Source organism: Micromonospora sp. WMMD736, from assembly GCF_049179015.1.
Taxonomy (GTDB): Bacteria; Actinomycetota; Actinomycetes; order Mycobacteriales; family Micromonosporaceae; genus Micromonospora.
On record NZ_JBMHMI010000001.1, the window covers coordinates 2,868,590 to 2,883,601 of the forward strand.

The following is a 15,012-nucleotide window of genomic DNA, read 5'->3' on the forward strand; positions in this document are numbered from 1 at the left end:
TAGCGACCATCGCCGAGACAGGAGCGCCGCCATGAAGCACCGCATCGTCGTCCTCGGAGCCGGCTACGCCGGAGCGATCGCCGCCGGCCGCCTGGCCCGCCGCTTGCACCCCGACGACATCGAGATCACCGTGGTCAACGCCGAGGCCGACTTCGTCGAGCGGGTACGCATGCACCAGCTCGTCGCCGGCCAGGACCTGCCGCGCCGCGAGCTGAACCGGGTGTACGCGGGCACCGGGGTGCGGGTCCGCGTCGCCCGGGTGACCGCCGTCGACGTCGACCGCCGGACCGTCGCGCTGACCGACGAGCACGGCAGCGACGAGATTGCGTACGACACGCTCGTCTACGCCCTCGGCAGCGCCTCCGCCGACCACGGCGTTCCCGGGGTCGCCGAGCACGCGTACGACCTCGCGGGTCGGCCGTCGGCGCTGCGGCTGCGTGACCGGCTCGCGCACCTCGCGGCCGGCCAGCGGGTGCTCGTGGTCGGCGGGGGTCTCACCGGCCTGGAGGCCGTCACCGAGATCGCCGAGGCCCGACCCGACCTGGACGTCGCGCTCGCCGCCCGTGGCGGCCTCGGCGACTGGCTCAGCGAGAAGGCGCGGCAGCACCTGCGGGGCGTCACGGACCGGCTGGGCATCACGGTCCACGAGCACACCGACGTCGTCCGGGTGGAGCCGACCGGCGTGGTCACCGCCGACGGTCGGACGATCCCGGCCGCAGTGACCGTCTGGACGACCGGCTTCGCCGTGCACCCCATCGCCGCCGCCACCGGCCTGACCGTCGCGGCCACCGGGCAGATCGTCGTCGACGACACCATGCGGTCCGTCTCGCACCCCGACGTGTACGCCGTCGGCGACGCCGGACTCGCCGCCGGGCCGGGCGGCAAGCCGCTGCGGATGTCCTGCGCCTCGGGAACCCCGATGGCCTGGCAGGCGGCCGACGCCATCGCCGCACGCCTGACCGGCCGGACGAAGATGCCGAACGCGCCGCTGCGCTACTTCAACCAGTGCATCAGCCTCGGCCGCCGCGACGGCATCATCCAGTACGTGACCGCCGACGACCGGGCCAAGCCGTCCCAGCTGACGGGTAGGTTGGCGGCCCGCTACAAGGAGGTCGTCTGCAAGGGCGCCGCCTGGAGCATCTCCCACCCCATCCCGTTCCCGGTCCGTCGCCGCCGCGTGACGGCGACGCGGACGCAGGCCCGCGCGACGGTGTGACGCTCAGGAGAACGTCCGGCCTGCCCACCTCCGCCAGTCGGTCGTGGGCAGGCCGGACCGTCACCCGCACGGACGGGACCGCGACGGCCGTCACCGGGCCGTCGCGATCCGTGTGCGATGTCACCGAACCGGTTGTGCCTCAGTGGTCGGTGGCGCACAGCGCCGTCTCGACGCTCTCGTTCACCTTGGCGAGCATCTGCTCACCGGTCGGCAGTCCGGTCACGGCTACCACGACCCCACGGCCGTCGCGGGTGACCAGGTTGCGGGTCTCGAAGCCCTGGATGTCCCCGCCGTGGCCCCAGGCTTCGCCGCCGCAGGGCAACTCGTGGCTGGCGATGCCGAGCCCGTACGCGTACTCGCCGGTCGGCTCGAAGTCGGGTGCCGGAACGGTGGTCAGCATCGCCTTCTGCTGCGCGGGCTCGAGCAGCCGACCGCCGACGAGCGCCTGGAAGAAGGTACGCAGCTCGTCCGGGGTGGAGACCAGTTGGCCGGCGGCCCAGCCCAGCGACGGGTCCATGTCGGTGACGCCCACCCATGGTGCGCCCGGTGCCACGGCAACGTAGCCGTGCGGGTGCGTACCCCGAAGAGACTGCTCCCCCACCCCCGGCCAGTAGGTGTCGCGCAGGCCGAGCGGCCTGATGATCCGGTTGGTGATCTCCTCGCCGATGGGACGCTCGGTGACCTGCTCGACGATGAGCCCGGCGAGAACGTAGTTGGTGTTGCTGTACTCCCACTGCGCGCCGGGCGCGAAGTGCGGCGCGTTCGTCAGCGCGGCGTCCACCAGCCGCCTCGGCTGGTAGTACGAGTGGCTCTTGTCGACGAGGTCCTGCGCCTTGGTGAAGAGCACGTCGTCGTAGTCCGGCAGGCCGCTCGTCTGCTGCAACAGCTGCCGTACGGTGATGGTGTCGCCGTCGTTGCCGTGACCTCGCACGACTCCGGGCAGGTAGTGCTCGACGGTGGCATCCAGGTCGATGCGGCCCTCCCCCACCAACTGCAGGACGACCACCGCGGTGAAGGTCTTGGTGTTGCTGCCGATGCGAACCTGGCCGTCCCGGGGAACCGGGCGGCGCGTCTGGAGGTCGCCGACCCCGGCGGTGTAGTCGCGGACCCGGCCGTCGGCCCCCCGGACGGAGGCGAGGACGCCGGGGAAGCCGCTGTCGCTGACCAAGCCGTCCAGTTGCCGCTGGACGGCGTCGCGCGGACCGGTCGGCCGACCGCTGTCGGTGGCGGCGAACGCGGCGGAGCCGGTCAGAACGGTGGCGGCGGCCAGTGTCGCGGCGAGAGCCCGCAGGGCCCGGCGGCGCGTGGACGTGACGGCGTGCGGGGGCATGACTGCTCCTCTGTCTCGGAAAGCTCTACGCCCTCAAGGGTTCAAGAATTCCGATACAGGGACGATCCCCCCAGCTACCCACCTTCGGGTACAGCCTGCGCTACCCGTGCGCGCGAGGCGCTGACCCTGGTGAGCGGTATACCTCGGCGGAATCTCATGCCGCTGAGGTACACCGCTCTCCGGTGCACCTAGAACCACCCGCTCCAGGGGCGGGTCGAGCACTTCCACGTCTTGCCGTCGTCGTGCGAGACGCAGACCACCAGGACCTTCCCGATGAAGGGAAGCCCGAAGGTGAAGATGTGGATGGTGGTCTTCCGGTACGGCACACCGGACTTCTCGGCGATGTCGGCCAACGCCCAGCCGGTGTCCGGCGTCGGCACGGTCGCCACCCGGCGCAGCGAGTCGACGTCCTTGCCGTCCAGCAACGCATGGATCTCGTCCGCCGAGGGCTCACCGTCACCGATGAGCGTGTCGACGGCGTACGGACCCTCGACGGCCACCCCGTTGACCTTCTCGAAGGCCGTCTTCGTCGCGCCGACCGTCGTGTCTCCGGTGAAGTCGAGGGTGCGGATCAGCTCGCCTGTCCGGCGCGACAGCAAGCACTCGTACACGGACTTCCCCGAGGCCACGCACATGGTGATGCACCACTCCCGGCCGCCCGGGACGGAGGAGGCGAAGAGCAGGGTACCGCCGCCGTCTTTGCCGTCGTACGCGCCGTCGGCCAGATCGGCCATGGTGGTGCCGAGGATGTCCCGGCTGCCGGGCATCGTGCCCAGGACCGTGACACCGTCGACCTTCTCGCCGGCGACGAGCGCGGCGGCTTCGTCGACCGTGACGTTCCGACCGCCGGTGTCGACGGCCAGCACCGTGTTCAGGTCACCGACGCTCCGGCCGGTGAGGTCCTCGAACTGGCGCAGCATCGTTCCCGGAGCACCGGGCTGGTCGACGACCGTCGTCCGGGCGTCCCCCTCGGCCGCCCGCGACGGCGCGTACGACGCCACCAGCCCGACGACGAGCGTCAGGGCGACGACTCCGACCCGCCTGGTGACGTCCCGCGCTACCAGCGACATGTGACCACCACACCCAGGCCGCTGGGCGAGAGCCCCCAGTCGCAGTGCCGCTCGATCCAGTCACCGATGTCACTGATCGTGTCCGCGACCCACGCGAACACCGACTTGATCGCGCCCAAGATGCTGAAGTAGACGACGCTGCCTTCGGGGGTGCCGCCGGCCTCGTCGATGACGTCCTTCGCCGACATGGCGGCGTCCGGCTTGTCGATCGTACCCAGCACCCGTACCCCGGTGTCGTCCTTGCCGGCCAGCAGTGCCGCGATCTCCTCGGGGGTCCGCTGCTTGCCGTCGTCGACCGCCACGATCGCACGGTCGACCATCACCTCCCCGCTGCCGGTGACGGCCTGGGCGATGGCGGTGATCTCGCCGATCGTCAGGTCGTTGCCGAGCGCCGGGCCGGTGAACCGCCGTACCGAGACGACACCGGACGGGTCGACGACGACCTCGTCGGCCACGATCGCGTCGTCCGCGCCGAACGGGTCCCAGGCGAACGTCCACTGTCCGCTGGCGCAGCGGAACCGGCCGTACTCCCGACCCTCCGGCTCGGTCTCGGTGCGGATGATCCCGCCGCGCTCGTCGACGTACTGGACCACGCAGTCGACGCCCTTGGTGGGCGGCTTGTCGGTCTGCGCCAGCGCGGTGCTGGACGTGGCCAGCACCGTCGCGCCGGCCACTGCCATCACCGCGAGGCGGCGTGCCAAGCGACTCATCGAACACTCCATTCCTGGATGGAAACTCGTGTCCGAAGAGTGCCGAGCCGCCCTGAAACGGCCCGGAAACGGCGCGGAAAGCGGGTACGTCAGCCCGAGCGGGTCGCGTCGAGCCGTACGAGGTCGGCGCGGACCGCGTCGGCGCCGGCGTCGCCGAGTTCGTCGAGGATGCGCAGCGCGCGACGCCAGGCGGCACGGGCGGCGCCCAGGTCACCGAGGGCCCGGTGGCTACCGCCGAGGTTGACGTACGTGCTCGCTTCGGCGTACCGGTCGTGGACCTGGCCGAAGAGTTCCAGGGCCCGGGCGTAGCAGGCGACGGCCTGCCGGTCGTCCCCGAGCTGGTGGTGGGCGTGGCCGAGGCTGTCCCAGGTGTCGGCCTGACCCTGGACGTCGTCCACCTCCTGCAACATCCGCAGCGCCTCGCCGCAGGAGGTGAGGGCGCGGTGATGCTCACCGAGCAGCCCTTCCTGCCAACCGACCGCGTTGAGGGTGTACCCCTGCCCGGCCCGGTTCCCGGCCCGCCGGAACAGGGTCAGCGCCCGCCGGGAGTGCTCCAACGCCTCACGGATGTCGCCCCGCCGCTCGGCGAGCTGACCGAGGTTCAGGCAGGTGTGTGCCCGTCCGGCGTCGTCGTCGACCTCGCCGAACAGGTCGAGCGCGCGCCGCAGGTGGTCGTCGGCCTCGTCGTAGCGGCGCAACCGGGAGCAGACGAGACCGAGACTACGGTGCGCGTGCCCCTGCCCGGTCCGGTCCCCGATGCGGGACGCGGCGGCGAGGGCGATCTGTTGCGTACCGAGCCAGTCCTGCCAGTGTCCCTGCCGGTGCAGGTAGCCGGCCATGGTCCAGGCGAGCCGCCAGGCGTGCCCCTCGAACCCGGACCGCGCCGCGAGCGGCACGGCGGCCAGCAGGACGGGGATCTCGGCGGCGAACCAGGCCGACGCGGCCGACCGGTTCCGAGGGCTCTCCGGCGTCACGCCCGGGTGCGGGGCCGGCAGACTGATCGTGCTGAAGTGCGGATGCAGCGCGAGGTCGGCGACGTGCGCGGCGTGCAGGCAGTGGTCGAGCAGCCGGTGGACCGCCGCACGGCGCTCGGCCGCCGGCTCCGCCTCGTCGGCCAGACCAGCGGCGTACGCGCGCAGCAGGTCGTGGAACGCGTACCGCCCGTACGCGTGCTCGGCGAGGAGGTTCGCCCGCGTCAGCTCGGCGAGCAGGGGGCCGACCGCCTGCGGGGCGCCGCCGACGAGGCTGGCCACGGCCGGTGCGGCGACATCCGGCCCCGGGTGCAGGCTCAACAGCCGGAACAGCCGGACCGCCGCCGGGCTGAGGGTGCGGCACGACCAGGAGAAGACGGCCCTGACATCGGTGGTCGCGTCCCCGCCGTGGAAGGCGTCCAGACCGCCCAGTTCGCTCGCCACCGAGGCCAACGAGAAGCGTGGGTTGGTGGCCGCCCGGGCGGCGACGATGGCGAGGGCGAGGGGCAGCCGCGCGCAGCGGTCGGCGATGTCGTCCGCCGCCGCGGGTTCGGCGGCGACCGGTCGCGCGCCGAGCCGACGGACGAGCATGTCGCGGGCCTCGTCGGGGCTCAGCAGGTCGAGGACCACCGGCTGGGCGCTCTCGGTGACGACGAGTGGGACGAGCTGGTCGCGGCTCGTGACGACCGCGAGGCAGTCCGGCGAGCTGGGCAGCAGCGGCCGGACCTGGTCCGCGTCGCGGGCGTTGTCGAGCACCACCAGTAGACGCCGGCCCGCCACCAGCGTCCGGTACCGGCTCACCATCGAGTCCGGATCGCTCGGCATCCGTGCCGGTGGAACGCCGAGCGCCTCCAGGAACCCGCGCAGCACCCGCATCGGGTCGGTCGGCGGGGTCGCCGGGTCGAAGCCGCGCAGGTTGACGTAGAGCTGCCCGTCGGGGAAGCGCTCGGCCACGCGGTGCGCCCAGCGCACGACGAGTGCGGTCTTGCCGACGCCCGCCGTGCCGGACACCACCACCGCGCCGCCCCGGTCGACCAGCGCATCCAGGGCCGCCAGCTCCGCGGCACGTCCGCTGAACGTGGGTACGGGCGGAGGCAACTGCGCCGCCACCGCCCGTGCGGGTACGGCCGGGGTGGCCGGGGTGGGCGCGGCGATCGAGGCGTCCTGGCGCAGGATGGCCGCCTGGAGATCCTTGAGCCGTGGGCTCGGGTCGATGCCGAGGTTCTCCCGAAGGCCGTCCCGCAACCGCCGGTACGTGGCGACCGCCTCGCCCTGCCGACCGTCCCGGTACAGGGCGAGCATCAGGTGGGCGTGCAGGTGCTCGTCGAAGGGATGCTGCCGGACGAGCCGTTCGAGTCCGGGGACGAGTCGCGCGTGCTCACCGGCGCGCAGCCGCGCTTCGGCGAGCGCCCGTTCGGCCTCCAGCCGCAGCCGGGCCAGGTGCTCGGCCTGCTCCTCGAGCCAGGGTGAGCCGGTGACGTCGGCGAGCGGCGGGCCACGCCACAGCGCCACCGCGGCGGTGAGGCGGGCCACCCGCTCGGCCCGATCCGTCGTCCGCCGGGCCAGGTCGAGGAGGTGCTCGGCGGCCTGGACGTCCGTGGACCCCGGCCCGGTGTCGAGCAGGTAACCGGGCCGACGCGCCACGATCGATCCGGGCTCGCCGAGCACCCCGCGCAGATAGGAGACGTGACGTTGCAGCGTGTTCTCGGCCGTCGCGGGTGGACGCTCACCCCAGACCACGTCGACCAGTCGATCGACGCTCACCACCCGGCCCACGTGCAGCGCCAACGTCGCCAGGACCGCTTTGCGGCGTACGCCGTTCACCGCCTGCGGCCCGTCGGCGACGACGACCTCCACCGGCCCGAGCAGCCGGACGCGTACGCCCAAGTCCGCGATCGACGTCACCGGCTCAGGCTAATTCCGCAGGCCGCAGCCTCGATCCGTTCGTCGCGCACTGGACACGAGGGGTCACCCTCGACGGTCGGCGCGGCGGAGCATCTCCTCCATCTCGGGGTCGGCCATGATCTCCCGAACCTCCTGGGCGCAGCGGCAAGCGGCGGCGAACTTGGCAGCCCACCCGAGCGCCTCCTCGCGGGTGGGCACGTCGACGACCACGAACCCGCCAACGACCTCCCTGGTCTCCGGGTAGGGGCCGTCGGTGACCGACCCGTCCGTGGTCACGATGTTGGCCTGCTGCCGTTCGAGGCCGCCGCCGAACACCCAGACGCCCGCGTCGACGGCCTCCTGGAGCACGGCGTGCGCCGCCTTGCCCACCTCGGGCAACTCTTCGGCGGGGATGTGGTCCATCGCGCCGTCGTTGAACGAGATCAGGTATCGCGCCATCTCGGAACTCCCCTCTTCCGGGCGGCCTTCGTCGGCCGCCTCCACCCGTACCACGAACGGCCCGACCCCGATTCGACAGTGTGGCGTGGTGTTCGTGGCGTGGTGTTCGTGGCGTGGTGTTCGTGGCAGCAACTTCGGGGATGTTGTGCAGATCTTGGGCGTCCCTCAGCCGCTTCTTCGTACCAGCCGGTAGAGGTCCTGGCGTACCGTCGGCCAGCCGTCGCCGAGCGCAACCGCTCGACGACCCCGTCAACGGTGGCCTCGGCACTTGCCGGCTGCACCACGGCCCAGCTCAGCCCCTCGGCGAGCCAGTCCCGCTCGGCGAGGAAGTCGTCGTAGTACCGCACCGCCTCCGAGACCATCGGAACACCGTACGACGATCATCGACGCCCGTGGTGCCCCCGGAAACCCTTCCGCATCGCCCGGCGGCATCGTTCGGAAAATGGCTGCCTAGTTGCCGTCCATGAAAACATCATCGAGTACGAGTCTCGCCCGGGCCGGCACCTCTTCGTCTGGAAATATCTCTGCGCAGAGGCTGACCACCTGATCGGAACTGGTTAGTCCGAGTCGCCCGACCAGGAAGCGGATGTCCTCGGCGTCCCGTCGACGTGCAGCGAGCACTTTCATGGCCAGCAGATGCTCCGGGGACGCCGCCGCCACCCGTAGGCCCGGGTGGTCGAACACACGAGGGGCCATCGCATCGCCGCCGGGCGCCACGTAGGCGCTCGCCTGCTCGTTGAGCCACCAATACGGAAGACCAAGCTCGTCAGCGACAGCCCTTGCTTCGTCGAGCACGACACCATGCGGTTGAAAGACGGCACCTATATCTCGGGTCGCCCGACGCGCGTCATAGGCCAGAGCCATCGCAGCCCCACCAAAGATATAGATATCCGCAACCACGCCCCGCTTTGCCAGCCTGTCACCCAGTCGGCGAAAAGCGTCTTCGATCGAGGCGCGGTCCAGCAGCGGGTCATCGGGGCTCACGCGACGTTCAACTCCTGGGCCGCTACATACACCCCGCGCCGCCTGAATGCTGCCGGCGCATGAACCACCGCGTCGACACGAGCTGCTGGCGTATTGAAGGGAAACCAGAACTGGCGCAGCGACCGCGTCGTGACCCAGGATGGCGCGCCGCGCCCATCCTTGGCGGCCAGGTGCTCCGCCAACGCCGCGAGGAACACGTCCCAACGCTCATCGCCGGTCGGAGCCGGTTCCACGTCCAGCAGACCTGGCCGGACCTCGGCCGGCTCCCATCGATACTCCTCCAGGAACTCTGCCACCAGCCGCCACCGCCGCGCCTCGCTGGTGCTGACAAGAAGGGAAGCCAGACGCTCCACCGTCAGGGGCTCATAAGCCGCAGCGTGTTCCTCCACACCCCGTGACGGTAGTACACCTTCAGGCGATCGGTCTTCGGAGCCGCTGCTCGACCCGCCGCACTACGCGTCCTATACTTACCTGGTTGTGTCCGGTCACTAAGGAGCTCTCCATGCCTCCTCGCACCACCTCGGGAAGTACGGCGCTAGCAAGCGCCATCCGTGAACGGCGAGTCGCGCTCAACCTGAGCATCGACGAGGCGGCCGCGAAGGCTGGAGTTGGAGCGAAATCCTGGAGTCGTTACGAGTCGGGCGCTGCCATCCGCCGCGACAAGGTTCGCGGCGTCTGCCGCGCCCTGGGCTGGAGCAAGCTGCCAGGAGACGAGCACGGCTCCGACAGAGCCGAAGACGACTGGCTTCGCAAGATCGACCACAGCCATGACGCCTGGTCCGAGGCGCTCAACGACCTGTACGGCCGAGCCTGCGCAACGACGTTCGCGGTAGGTAGCGACCTCGTCCACGATCACCTCGCGGACGACCTCAGTGCTCTAGCGGAACACCCTCGAGGCACGCATGTAGGTCAACTCGCAGCCTCGTGGTTTTACGGCGACCTGCCACCCCAGTTCCTAACTCGTTACGACTACGAGTTCGTCTACGGCCTCAGGGCAGCAGTGATCAGACTTCGTCGGCGCTTTGCTCATGGGGACCTCGTCGCGCACACCGTGTTGGAGGAACTGGCGCTCTATCTGATCTTCGGGGAGGCCGAGCTTCTCGCCGACATGAGTCCGGCGCTCTTCGACGAAGAGGAGGACGATTGGCGCGAATGGCTGGCCGGAATCTTGGGAGACACGGACGTCGAGCTTCTTCTGTTCAACAGCGACTTGGCCCTGACCCCCGACGTCGGCTACCACTTCGATCATTGGAACAAGAGGCAGTTCTATGTCACCGAAGGCGACGAGACCCCTGCGGAGTAGCATCCCGCTACGACGTGCGGCAGGCGTCGGCGAGCCACAGTCCTCCACCGATGGCGACTGACCACGTCGTCGATCCAGGTATCGGGATCCCCTGGGACGCACAGGTGCACTGTCCGGCGCGGACGGTGTTCGCGGAGGGGTGCGGATAAGGCCAACCTGGCAGCGAACATGGTCCGCGTGCCGTCGTAGGTTCAGTCGCCGTCGTCGGCCCCCTCCGCCCTGGTGGCTCGGGACGCCCGCCCGTCGCGGTCCTGTCGACTGAACGCGCGGTACAGCCGGGTGATGTCGTGCAGGAACCGTTCGATCGTGGCGCGGTCGTCGACGGTGTAGTCGGCCGCCAGATCGTGGATCGCGTCGTCGAGCGGACGCAGTTCGTTCGCGGTGCGGTCGAGTGCCTGCTCGGTGGGTTCGAGGACGAGGCGACGCCGGTCGTGCGGGTCGCGGTGGCGGTGGAGATGGCCGCCGCGCTCCAAGCGGTCGACCAGGCCGGTGGCGGAACCGGAGGTCAGGCCGACCAGGGCGCCGAGTTCGACCGGACCGAGGGCGGCCTCGCTGGTCATCAGGTGCTTCATGGCCAGATAGTCGCCGGGGCTGAGGCGCAGTCGCCGACCCAGGGCGACATCGAGTTCCGCAGCCGCGACGACAAAGTGGTGCAGCGCCATCGACAGGTCCGGAGATGCGTCGTCGTCCCGGTTTCGCATCTCCGCATAATAGTCTAGCTTGGAAACCAAGCTACTTAGTTGCCAAGCCTGCTCGCTGGTCTCGGCATGCCCCTCCACACTCGATGCGAGGTGAGTGCTCATGGACAGGCCTGATCGACTCCGCTGCGTCGCGCTCGGCGTATCGACCGCCGCGCTGGTTCTCGTCCCCACACTCGGACCGGTACTGGCCGGCACCGAGGAGGGCGCGGAGGAGTTCGACACCGACATCACGCCGCCCGACTACGCCTTCGCGATCTGGGCGCCGATCTTCGCCACCAGCGCGGCGAGCACCATCCAGCACATCGCCCACCCCACCGACGACGCCAACCGGCGGCACGGCTGGTGGCTTGCCGGCGCCCACGCCGCGAACGCCGCCTGGTCGCTGGCCGCCCAGTCTGACCGCTTCCGATACACCGCCGCGATCCTGCCAATCGCGACCGCTCTGGCGGCGGGGGCACACCGTCAACTCCAGGGCTCGGACCCGGCGGGCATCGCGCCGCACAGCACCGGCCTGCTGCTCGGCTGGACGAGCGTGGCCTCGGTCGTCAACGTCTTCGCCGTACGCAAGCGGGCGCCGCACCCACGGACGACGGCCGCCGCGGTGGTGGGGGCCGCCGCCGTGCTGGCGGGCACGCTCGCCACGAGCCGACGCGGGTACGTCGCAGTCGCCGCCGCAGGCCTGTGGGCGCTGACGACAAGTGCGTTCAACACCAGGCGTACGCGGAGCGCCCGGGTGGCGAACGCCGTCGGCGCGACCCTCGTCGCCACCACTGCGGCGACGAAACTCTGGCGGGATCGCGGCGAGACTCAGGGTGCGAAGGCGTCCCACTCCCGGCGGTGACGGGTCTGTGGGCGTCGACATTCGGCGGTATCGTCCCACCGGTGAAACTGGACCGGCGTCGTGACCTTGCCGGATGGGTGGTGACGCCACTGTTCACCCTCGTGGCGGCGCCGGTGTTGGCTGGCATCGTCGGCGTATTGGGAAACATGCAGAACGACCACCGCACCCCGGCGCTGTGCGAAGAGGCGATCGCCGACAACATGTGCGAGGAGACCAGCCTCGGAGTGATCGGCTTGCACCTGGCGATCGCGGGCGTCATGTGGTTGCTGCTCTGGACCATCCCGTGGTGGCGAGGCCTCCGCACGGTGCGAGTGCTGCTCGCCGTCGCCGCGACAGTCGTCCTCGTACTCCTGCCGGTGCGCATGTTCGACTGGTCCTTCTGACGACCGTTCCGGCTGGGTGCGCGGGAACGGGTCAGCGCGGCCGCTTGGCGCTGCTGACGAACGCCGCCCAGGCGGCCGGCGCGAAGCTCAGCACCCCGGCATCCGGAGCCTTGGAGTCGCGAACATCGACCCCGGTGCCCCGGTCCCGCACCTCCACGCACTGGCCGTTACTACCGGAACGGCTCGACGTGCGCCAGGCGTTACGTTCCATGCTTGCTCAGCTCCTTGATGAACGTGACCGACTCGGCGGGTGACATCGCCAGCATCTTCAGATTGTCGTACGCCGCCGACAGCCGCGCCAGGTCGCGGCTCGACTCGAGGAACAGCTCACCGGCCAGGGTTTCGATGTAGCCGAGCGGCGGCTCATCCTGCTCGAAGCTGAGCAGAACGAAGCCGCTGCTGTCGGCCAGGTGCGCGCCGGCCTGAAAGCGCAGCACCTGGATGGTCACGTTCGGCAGCCGGCTCTGGGTGACCAAGTGGTCGAGTTGTTCACGCAGCACGTCCGGGCCGCCGACCTCGGTGCGCAGCGACGCCTCGGAGAGGATGGCGTGCATCCGCAACGGATTCGGCTGCCGGCGCAGCACCTCCTGCCGGGTCATCCGGGCGGCGACGCGCTGGTCGATGGTGTCCGGGTCCGTCTCCCGGCCGATCACGTTGACCTCGCGGGCGTAGCTCTCGGTCTGCAACAGACCGGGCACCAGCATCGGCTCGAAGTTCTTCAGCTCCACGGCCTCGATCTCGTACGCGATGTAGGTGGCGTACTTACCGCCGAGGCGCTGCCACCAACCGTCCTCGCGCAGCGCCCGCGCCTTGTCGAGCAGCGAGGTGCCCGGCTCCTCGTCGATCCTGACGCCGTACGCGACGAGCAACTCCATCACGTCACCGGCACGAGGTCTGATCTCGCCCGACTCGATGCGGCTGATCCGCGACGGCGAGCAGTCGACGATGTCGGCCGTCGCCTCTCCGGTGAGTCCCTTCGCTTCCCGGAGCTTGCGTAGCTCCCGGCCCAGGCGGCGGGAGCGTGGCGTCGCGGAGATGAATCGAGGCATGTCGTGATTCTGCGCCCTACTCGCATTTATCCATGCCTTAGCTCACGTGCTCGGCGTGTCGATCATGTCCATCCCCTTGCTTCGCATCACATGATGCGCGACTCTGATAGCAGCCGACCACGAAGCGTCACCACAAGCAGCCGACAGACGGTCCGAGCTGGACAGAAAGCGAGCGCGTCGCATGATTTCCGATGTCGTGCCGATCGTCTTCGGCGGCTTGGTGCCGGGTTTCCTCGTCGGGCTCCTCGCGTTCCGGGTCAAGTCCCGCTGGTGTCCGCGCTGCGGCGAGTCCACGGAGGCCATGTCGTCATCGCCGGAGCGGGAGCGGTGAGCGGGTCCGGCAGCCGCCACCGCAACGAGCCGCCCATCGGGCGACGGATGGCGGAGCTACGAGCACGACGCGGCATGAGCCAACAGGTGTTCGCCGACCGGATCCGCAGGTCGAAGAGCTGGGTGGACAAAGTCGAGCGAGGCGTCCGTACCCTCGATCGGTTGTCGGTGATCGAGACAGTGGCCGGCGCCCTCGGCGTCGCGCCCGACGTGTTGCTCGCCGGCAACGCGCCGCGCGAGTCGGTCGCCGACACCGGCGGTGACGTGGACCAGGTCCGCGCGGCGCTCGCCCGCTACGACCTGCCCGGTCCCGGCAGCGACGACCGACCAACGCCGTCGTTGGCCGAGCTGGACAGCCAGGCGGGGTACGCGTGGACGGCGTACCGCCACGGTCACCACCCACAGGTGTTACGGCTGTTGCCCGGGCTGCTCGCCGACAGCCGCCGGATGTGCCACGCGCACCCGCAGGAGGCAGCGGATCTCTCGGTGCGAGTGAACCGGCTCGCCGCCCACGTGCTGGTCAAGCTCGGCGAGGGCGACCTGGCGTGGCTGGCCGCCGACCGGGCAATGAGCGCCGCCAACGGCGACCCGTGGCGCGGCGGTCTCGCGGCCATCTCCCTCGCGCAGGCACTACGGACCCTGGGGCGGGGCCGGCTGGCGATGACGGCCGCCATGGACGCCGTACGCCAGATCGACCTTGCGCCGCCGCACCCCCGCCAGACGGGCGTAGCGGGGACCCTGCTGATCGAAGCGGCGCTCGCCGCCGCCATCAGCTCGGACGTCACCGCCGCAGGCGAACTCACCGAGCGCGCGACCCGCCTCGCAGACGACGCCGACTGCCACGACCACGATGGCATCGCTTTCAGCGCCACTGGGGTCGACCTCGCTCGCGCCCTGATCGCGACGTGGTCCGGGGATCACCACCTGGCCGTGCTCAGACACCGACGGGCCATCGGTGCCATCGGCTGGCACCTGCTCCCCGCCGAACATCGCGCCGCCCACCTGATCGACATCGCACGCGCCCATCTCGACATCGGCGACGCGGGCGCAGCCGGCCAGGCCCTGGTCAACGCCGATCGCATCGCACCCGCGGAGACGCGGACCCGCCCCGTCGCCCGGGAGGCGCTGACCGCCGCGCTACGAGCCGGCCCGACAACAGCCGGCGTGGCCCGCCTGGCCGCCGCCGTCGGACTGGCCCGGAGCTAGGTCGCTGTTCGAGTCGACGTGCGGAACATCGACGACCGCAGACTGCCCGCCGTGGGATATTCGGTGCGGCCTTCGGGCCGTCTGCACCTACCCGAGTCGGACGATGCCGCCGCGACCGCCGCCGCCAAGGCCGCCATGGCCGAACAAAGCCGTTGGTATCAGCCCGATATGGCTGAGGTGAATGATCGGCTCGTCGACATAGCGTGCGAGGCCAGAGCCTCGATCACCCGCGACGGGGACTGGATCGAGTTCGACCACGACGACGAGGGCGACCCCAAGTGGTCGAAGCAGGCCATCGCCTTCTATGTCGCGATCGCGCCGTTCGTTCGCTCCGGCATCGTCAACTTCGAAGGCGAGGATGGGGCCCGCTGGTCCTACATCTACGCCGACGGACGGATGACCCAACAGGGTTGGCTCGGCTGGGACGGCTCGATCGAGCCGTTCGGCGAGTACGTGGATCCCCCTCCCCCGGAGTAGCCAACCGGGACCACGCGCATCGACTTCCGCGAGCACCAGCGGCACCGGGCGGTGGGTCTGTCCGATCGACCGTTCCGACTGTGCATGGCTCCGCCACG

17 protein-coding genes are annotated in these 15,012 nt (G+C 70.3%); 7 read left to right on the plus strand and 10 right to left on the minus strand.

Annotated features, from left to right (window positions below; genetic code table 11):
• The first annotated feature begins 31 nt into the window (after positions 1 to 31).
• Positions 32 to 1,216 (plus strand): NAD(P)/FAD-dependent oxidoreductase, encoded by a 1,185-nt coding sequence (locus tag ACN269_RS12300; protein ID WP_421472572.1) that lies wholly within the window; start codon positions 32 to 34, stop codon positions 1,214 to 1,216.
• 139 nt (positions 1,217 to 1,355) lie between these two features.
• Here ACN269_RS12300 and ACN269_RS12305 read toward each other — a convergent pair whose 3' ends face one another.
• The 7 genes from ACN269_RS12305 to ACN269_RS12335 form a co-directional block, all read right to left on the minus strand.
• Complete coding sequence (locus tag ACN269_RS12305; RefSeq protein WP_421472573.1) at positions 1,356 to 2,546, minus strand: serine hydrolase domain-containing protein; 1,191 nt, start codon at positions 2,544 to 2,546, stop codon at positions 1,356 to 1,358.
• 188 nt (positions 2,547 to 2,734) lie between these two features.
• The gene (locus ACN269_RS12310; RefSeq protein ID WP_421472574.1) at positions 2,735 to 3,616 is read right to left on the minus strand and encodes a hypothetical protein; all 882 of its coding nucleotides are present in this window, start codon (positions 3,614 to 3,616) and stop codon (positions 2,735 to 2,737) included.
• A complete protein-coding gene (locus tag ACN269_RS12315) occupies positions 3,604 to 4,326 on the minus strand; it encodes a hypothetical protein (protein WP_421472575.1) in 723 nt (240 codons plus the stop codon). The genes ACN269_RS12310 and ACN269_RS12315 overlap by 13 nt, the downstream gene beginning before the upstream one ends.
• 89 nt (positions 4,327 to 4,415) lie before the next feature.
• On the minus strand, positions 4,416 to 7,202 hold the full coding sequence (locus ACN269_RS12320; protein WP_421472576.1) for a BTAD domain-containing putative transcriptional regulator: 2,787 nt from the start codon (positions 7,200 to 7,202) through the stop codon (positions 4,416 to 4,418).
• 63 nt (positions 7,203 to 7,265) lie between these two features.
• A complete protein-coding gene (locus ACN269_RS12325; RefSeq protein ID WP_421472577.1) occupies positions 7,266 to 7,640 on the minus strand; it encodes a YciI family protein in 375 nt (124 codons plus the stop codon).
• 450 nt (positions 7,641 to 8,090) lie between these two features.
• The gene (locus ACN269_RS12330; RefSeq protein ID WP_421472578.1) at positions 8,091 to 8,624 is read right to left on the minus strand and encodes a DUF6036 family nucleotidyltransferase; all 534 of its coding nucleotides are present in this window, start codon (positions 8,622 to 8,624) and stop codon (positions 8,091 to 8,093) included.
• Complete coding sequence (locus ACN269_RS12335) at positions 8,621 to 9,013, minus strand: hypothetical protein (RefSeq protein WP_421472579.1); 393 nt, start codon at positions 9,011 to 9,013, stop codon at positions 8,621 to 8,623. The genes ACN269_RS12330 and ACN269_RS12335 overlap by 4 nt, the downstream gene beginning before the upstream one ends.
• Positions 9,014 to 9,126: 113 nt before the next feature.
• On the opposite strand from ACN269_RS12335, the gene ACN269_RS12340 reads away from it, so the two are divergent.
• Complete coding sequence (locus ACN269_RS12340) at positions 9,127 to 9,927, plus strand: helix-turn-helix domain-containing protein (RefSeq protein ID WP_421472580.1); 801 nt, start codon at positions 9,127 to 9,129, stop codon at positions 9,925 to 9,927.
• Between the two features lie 191 nt (positions 9,928 to 10,118).
• Here the strand turns inward: ACN269_RS12340 and ACN269_RS12345 are convergent, their stop codons facing one another.
• Positions 10,119 to 10,628 carry a MarR family winged helix-turn-helix transcriptional regulator gene (locus ACN269_RS12345; protein WP_421472581.1) on the minus strand — a complete coding sequence of 170 codons (510 nt, stop codon included), beginning with the start codon at positions 10,626 to 10,628 and terminating at the stop codon, positions 10,119 to 10,121.
• A gap of 100 nt (positions 10,629 to 10,728) precedes the next feature.
• On the opposite strand from ACN269_RS12345, the gene ACN269_RS12350 reads away from it, so the two are divergent.
• The gene (locus tag ACN269_RS12350) at positions 10,729 to 11,469 is read left to right on the plus strand and encodes a hypothetical protein (RefSeq protein ID WP_421472582.1); all 741 of its coding nucleotides are present in this window, start codon (positions 10,729 to 10,731) and stop codon (positions 11,467 to 11,469) included.
• A 41-nt stretch (positions 11,470 to 11,510) separates the two neighbouring features.
• Positions 11,511 to 11,852, plus strand: a complete 342-nt coding sequence (locus tag ACN269_RS12355) for a hypothetical protein (RefSeq protein ID WP_421472583.1) — start codon at positions 11,511 to 11,513, stop codon at positions 11,850 to 11,852.
• A 31-nt stretch (positions 11,853 to 11,883) separates the two neighbouring features.
• On the opposite strand, the gene ACN269_RS12360 is transcribed toward ACN269_RS12355, so the two are convergent.
• Positions 11,884 to 12,063, minus strand: a complete 180-nt coding sequence (locus tag ACN269_RS12360) for a DUF397 domain-containing protein (protein WP_421472584.1) — start codon at positions 12,061 to 12,063, stop codon at positions 11,884 to 11,886.
• Positions 12,053 to 12,901 carry a helix-turn-helix domain-containing protein gene (locus ACN269_RS12365; RefSeq protein ID WP_421472585.1) on the minus strand — a complete coding sequence of 283 codons (849 nt, stop codon included), beginning with the start codon at positions 12,899 to 12,901 and terminating at the stop codon, positions 12,053 to 12,055. Before ACN269_RS12365 ends, ACN269_RS12360 begins: the two co-directional genes overlap by 11 nt.
• A gap of 181 nt (positions 12,902 to 13,082) precedes the next feature.
• Here ACN269_RS12365 and ACN269_RS12370 point away from each other — a divergent pair, with 181 nt between their 5' ends.
• The 3 genes from ACN269_RS12370 to ACN269_RS12380 are packed head-to-tail and all read left to right on the plus strand — an operon-like array spanning position 13,083 to position 14,914.
• A complete protein-coding gene (locus ACN269_RS12370; protein ID WP_421472586.1) occupies positions 13,083 to 13,232 on the plus strand; it encodes a hypothetical protein in 150 nt (49 codons plus the stop codon).
• 47 nt (positions 13,233 to 13,279) lie between these two features.
• Complete coding sequence (locus ACN269_RS12375; protein ID WP_421476305.1) at positions 13,280 to 14,437, plus strand: helix-turn-helix domain-containing protein; 1,158 nt, start codon at positions 13,280 to 13,282, stop codon at positions 14,435 to 14,437.
• 18 nt (positions 14,438 to 14,455) lie between these two features.
• The gene (locus ACN269_RS12380) at positions 14,456 to 14,914 is read left to right on the plus strand and encodes a hypothetical protein (RefSeq protein ID WP_421472587.1); all 459 of its coding nucleotides are present in this window, start codon (positions 14,456 to 14,458) and stop codon (positions 14,912 to 14,914) included.
• Positions 14,915 to 15,012 lie beyond the last annotated feature (98 nt).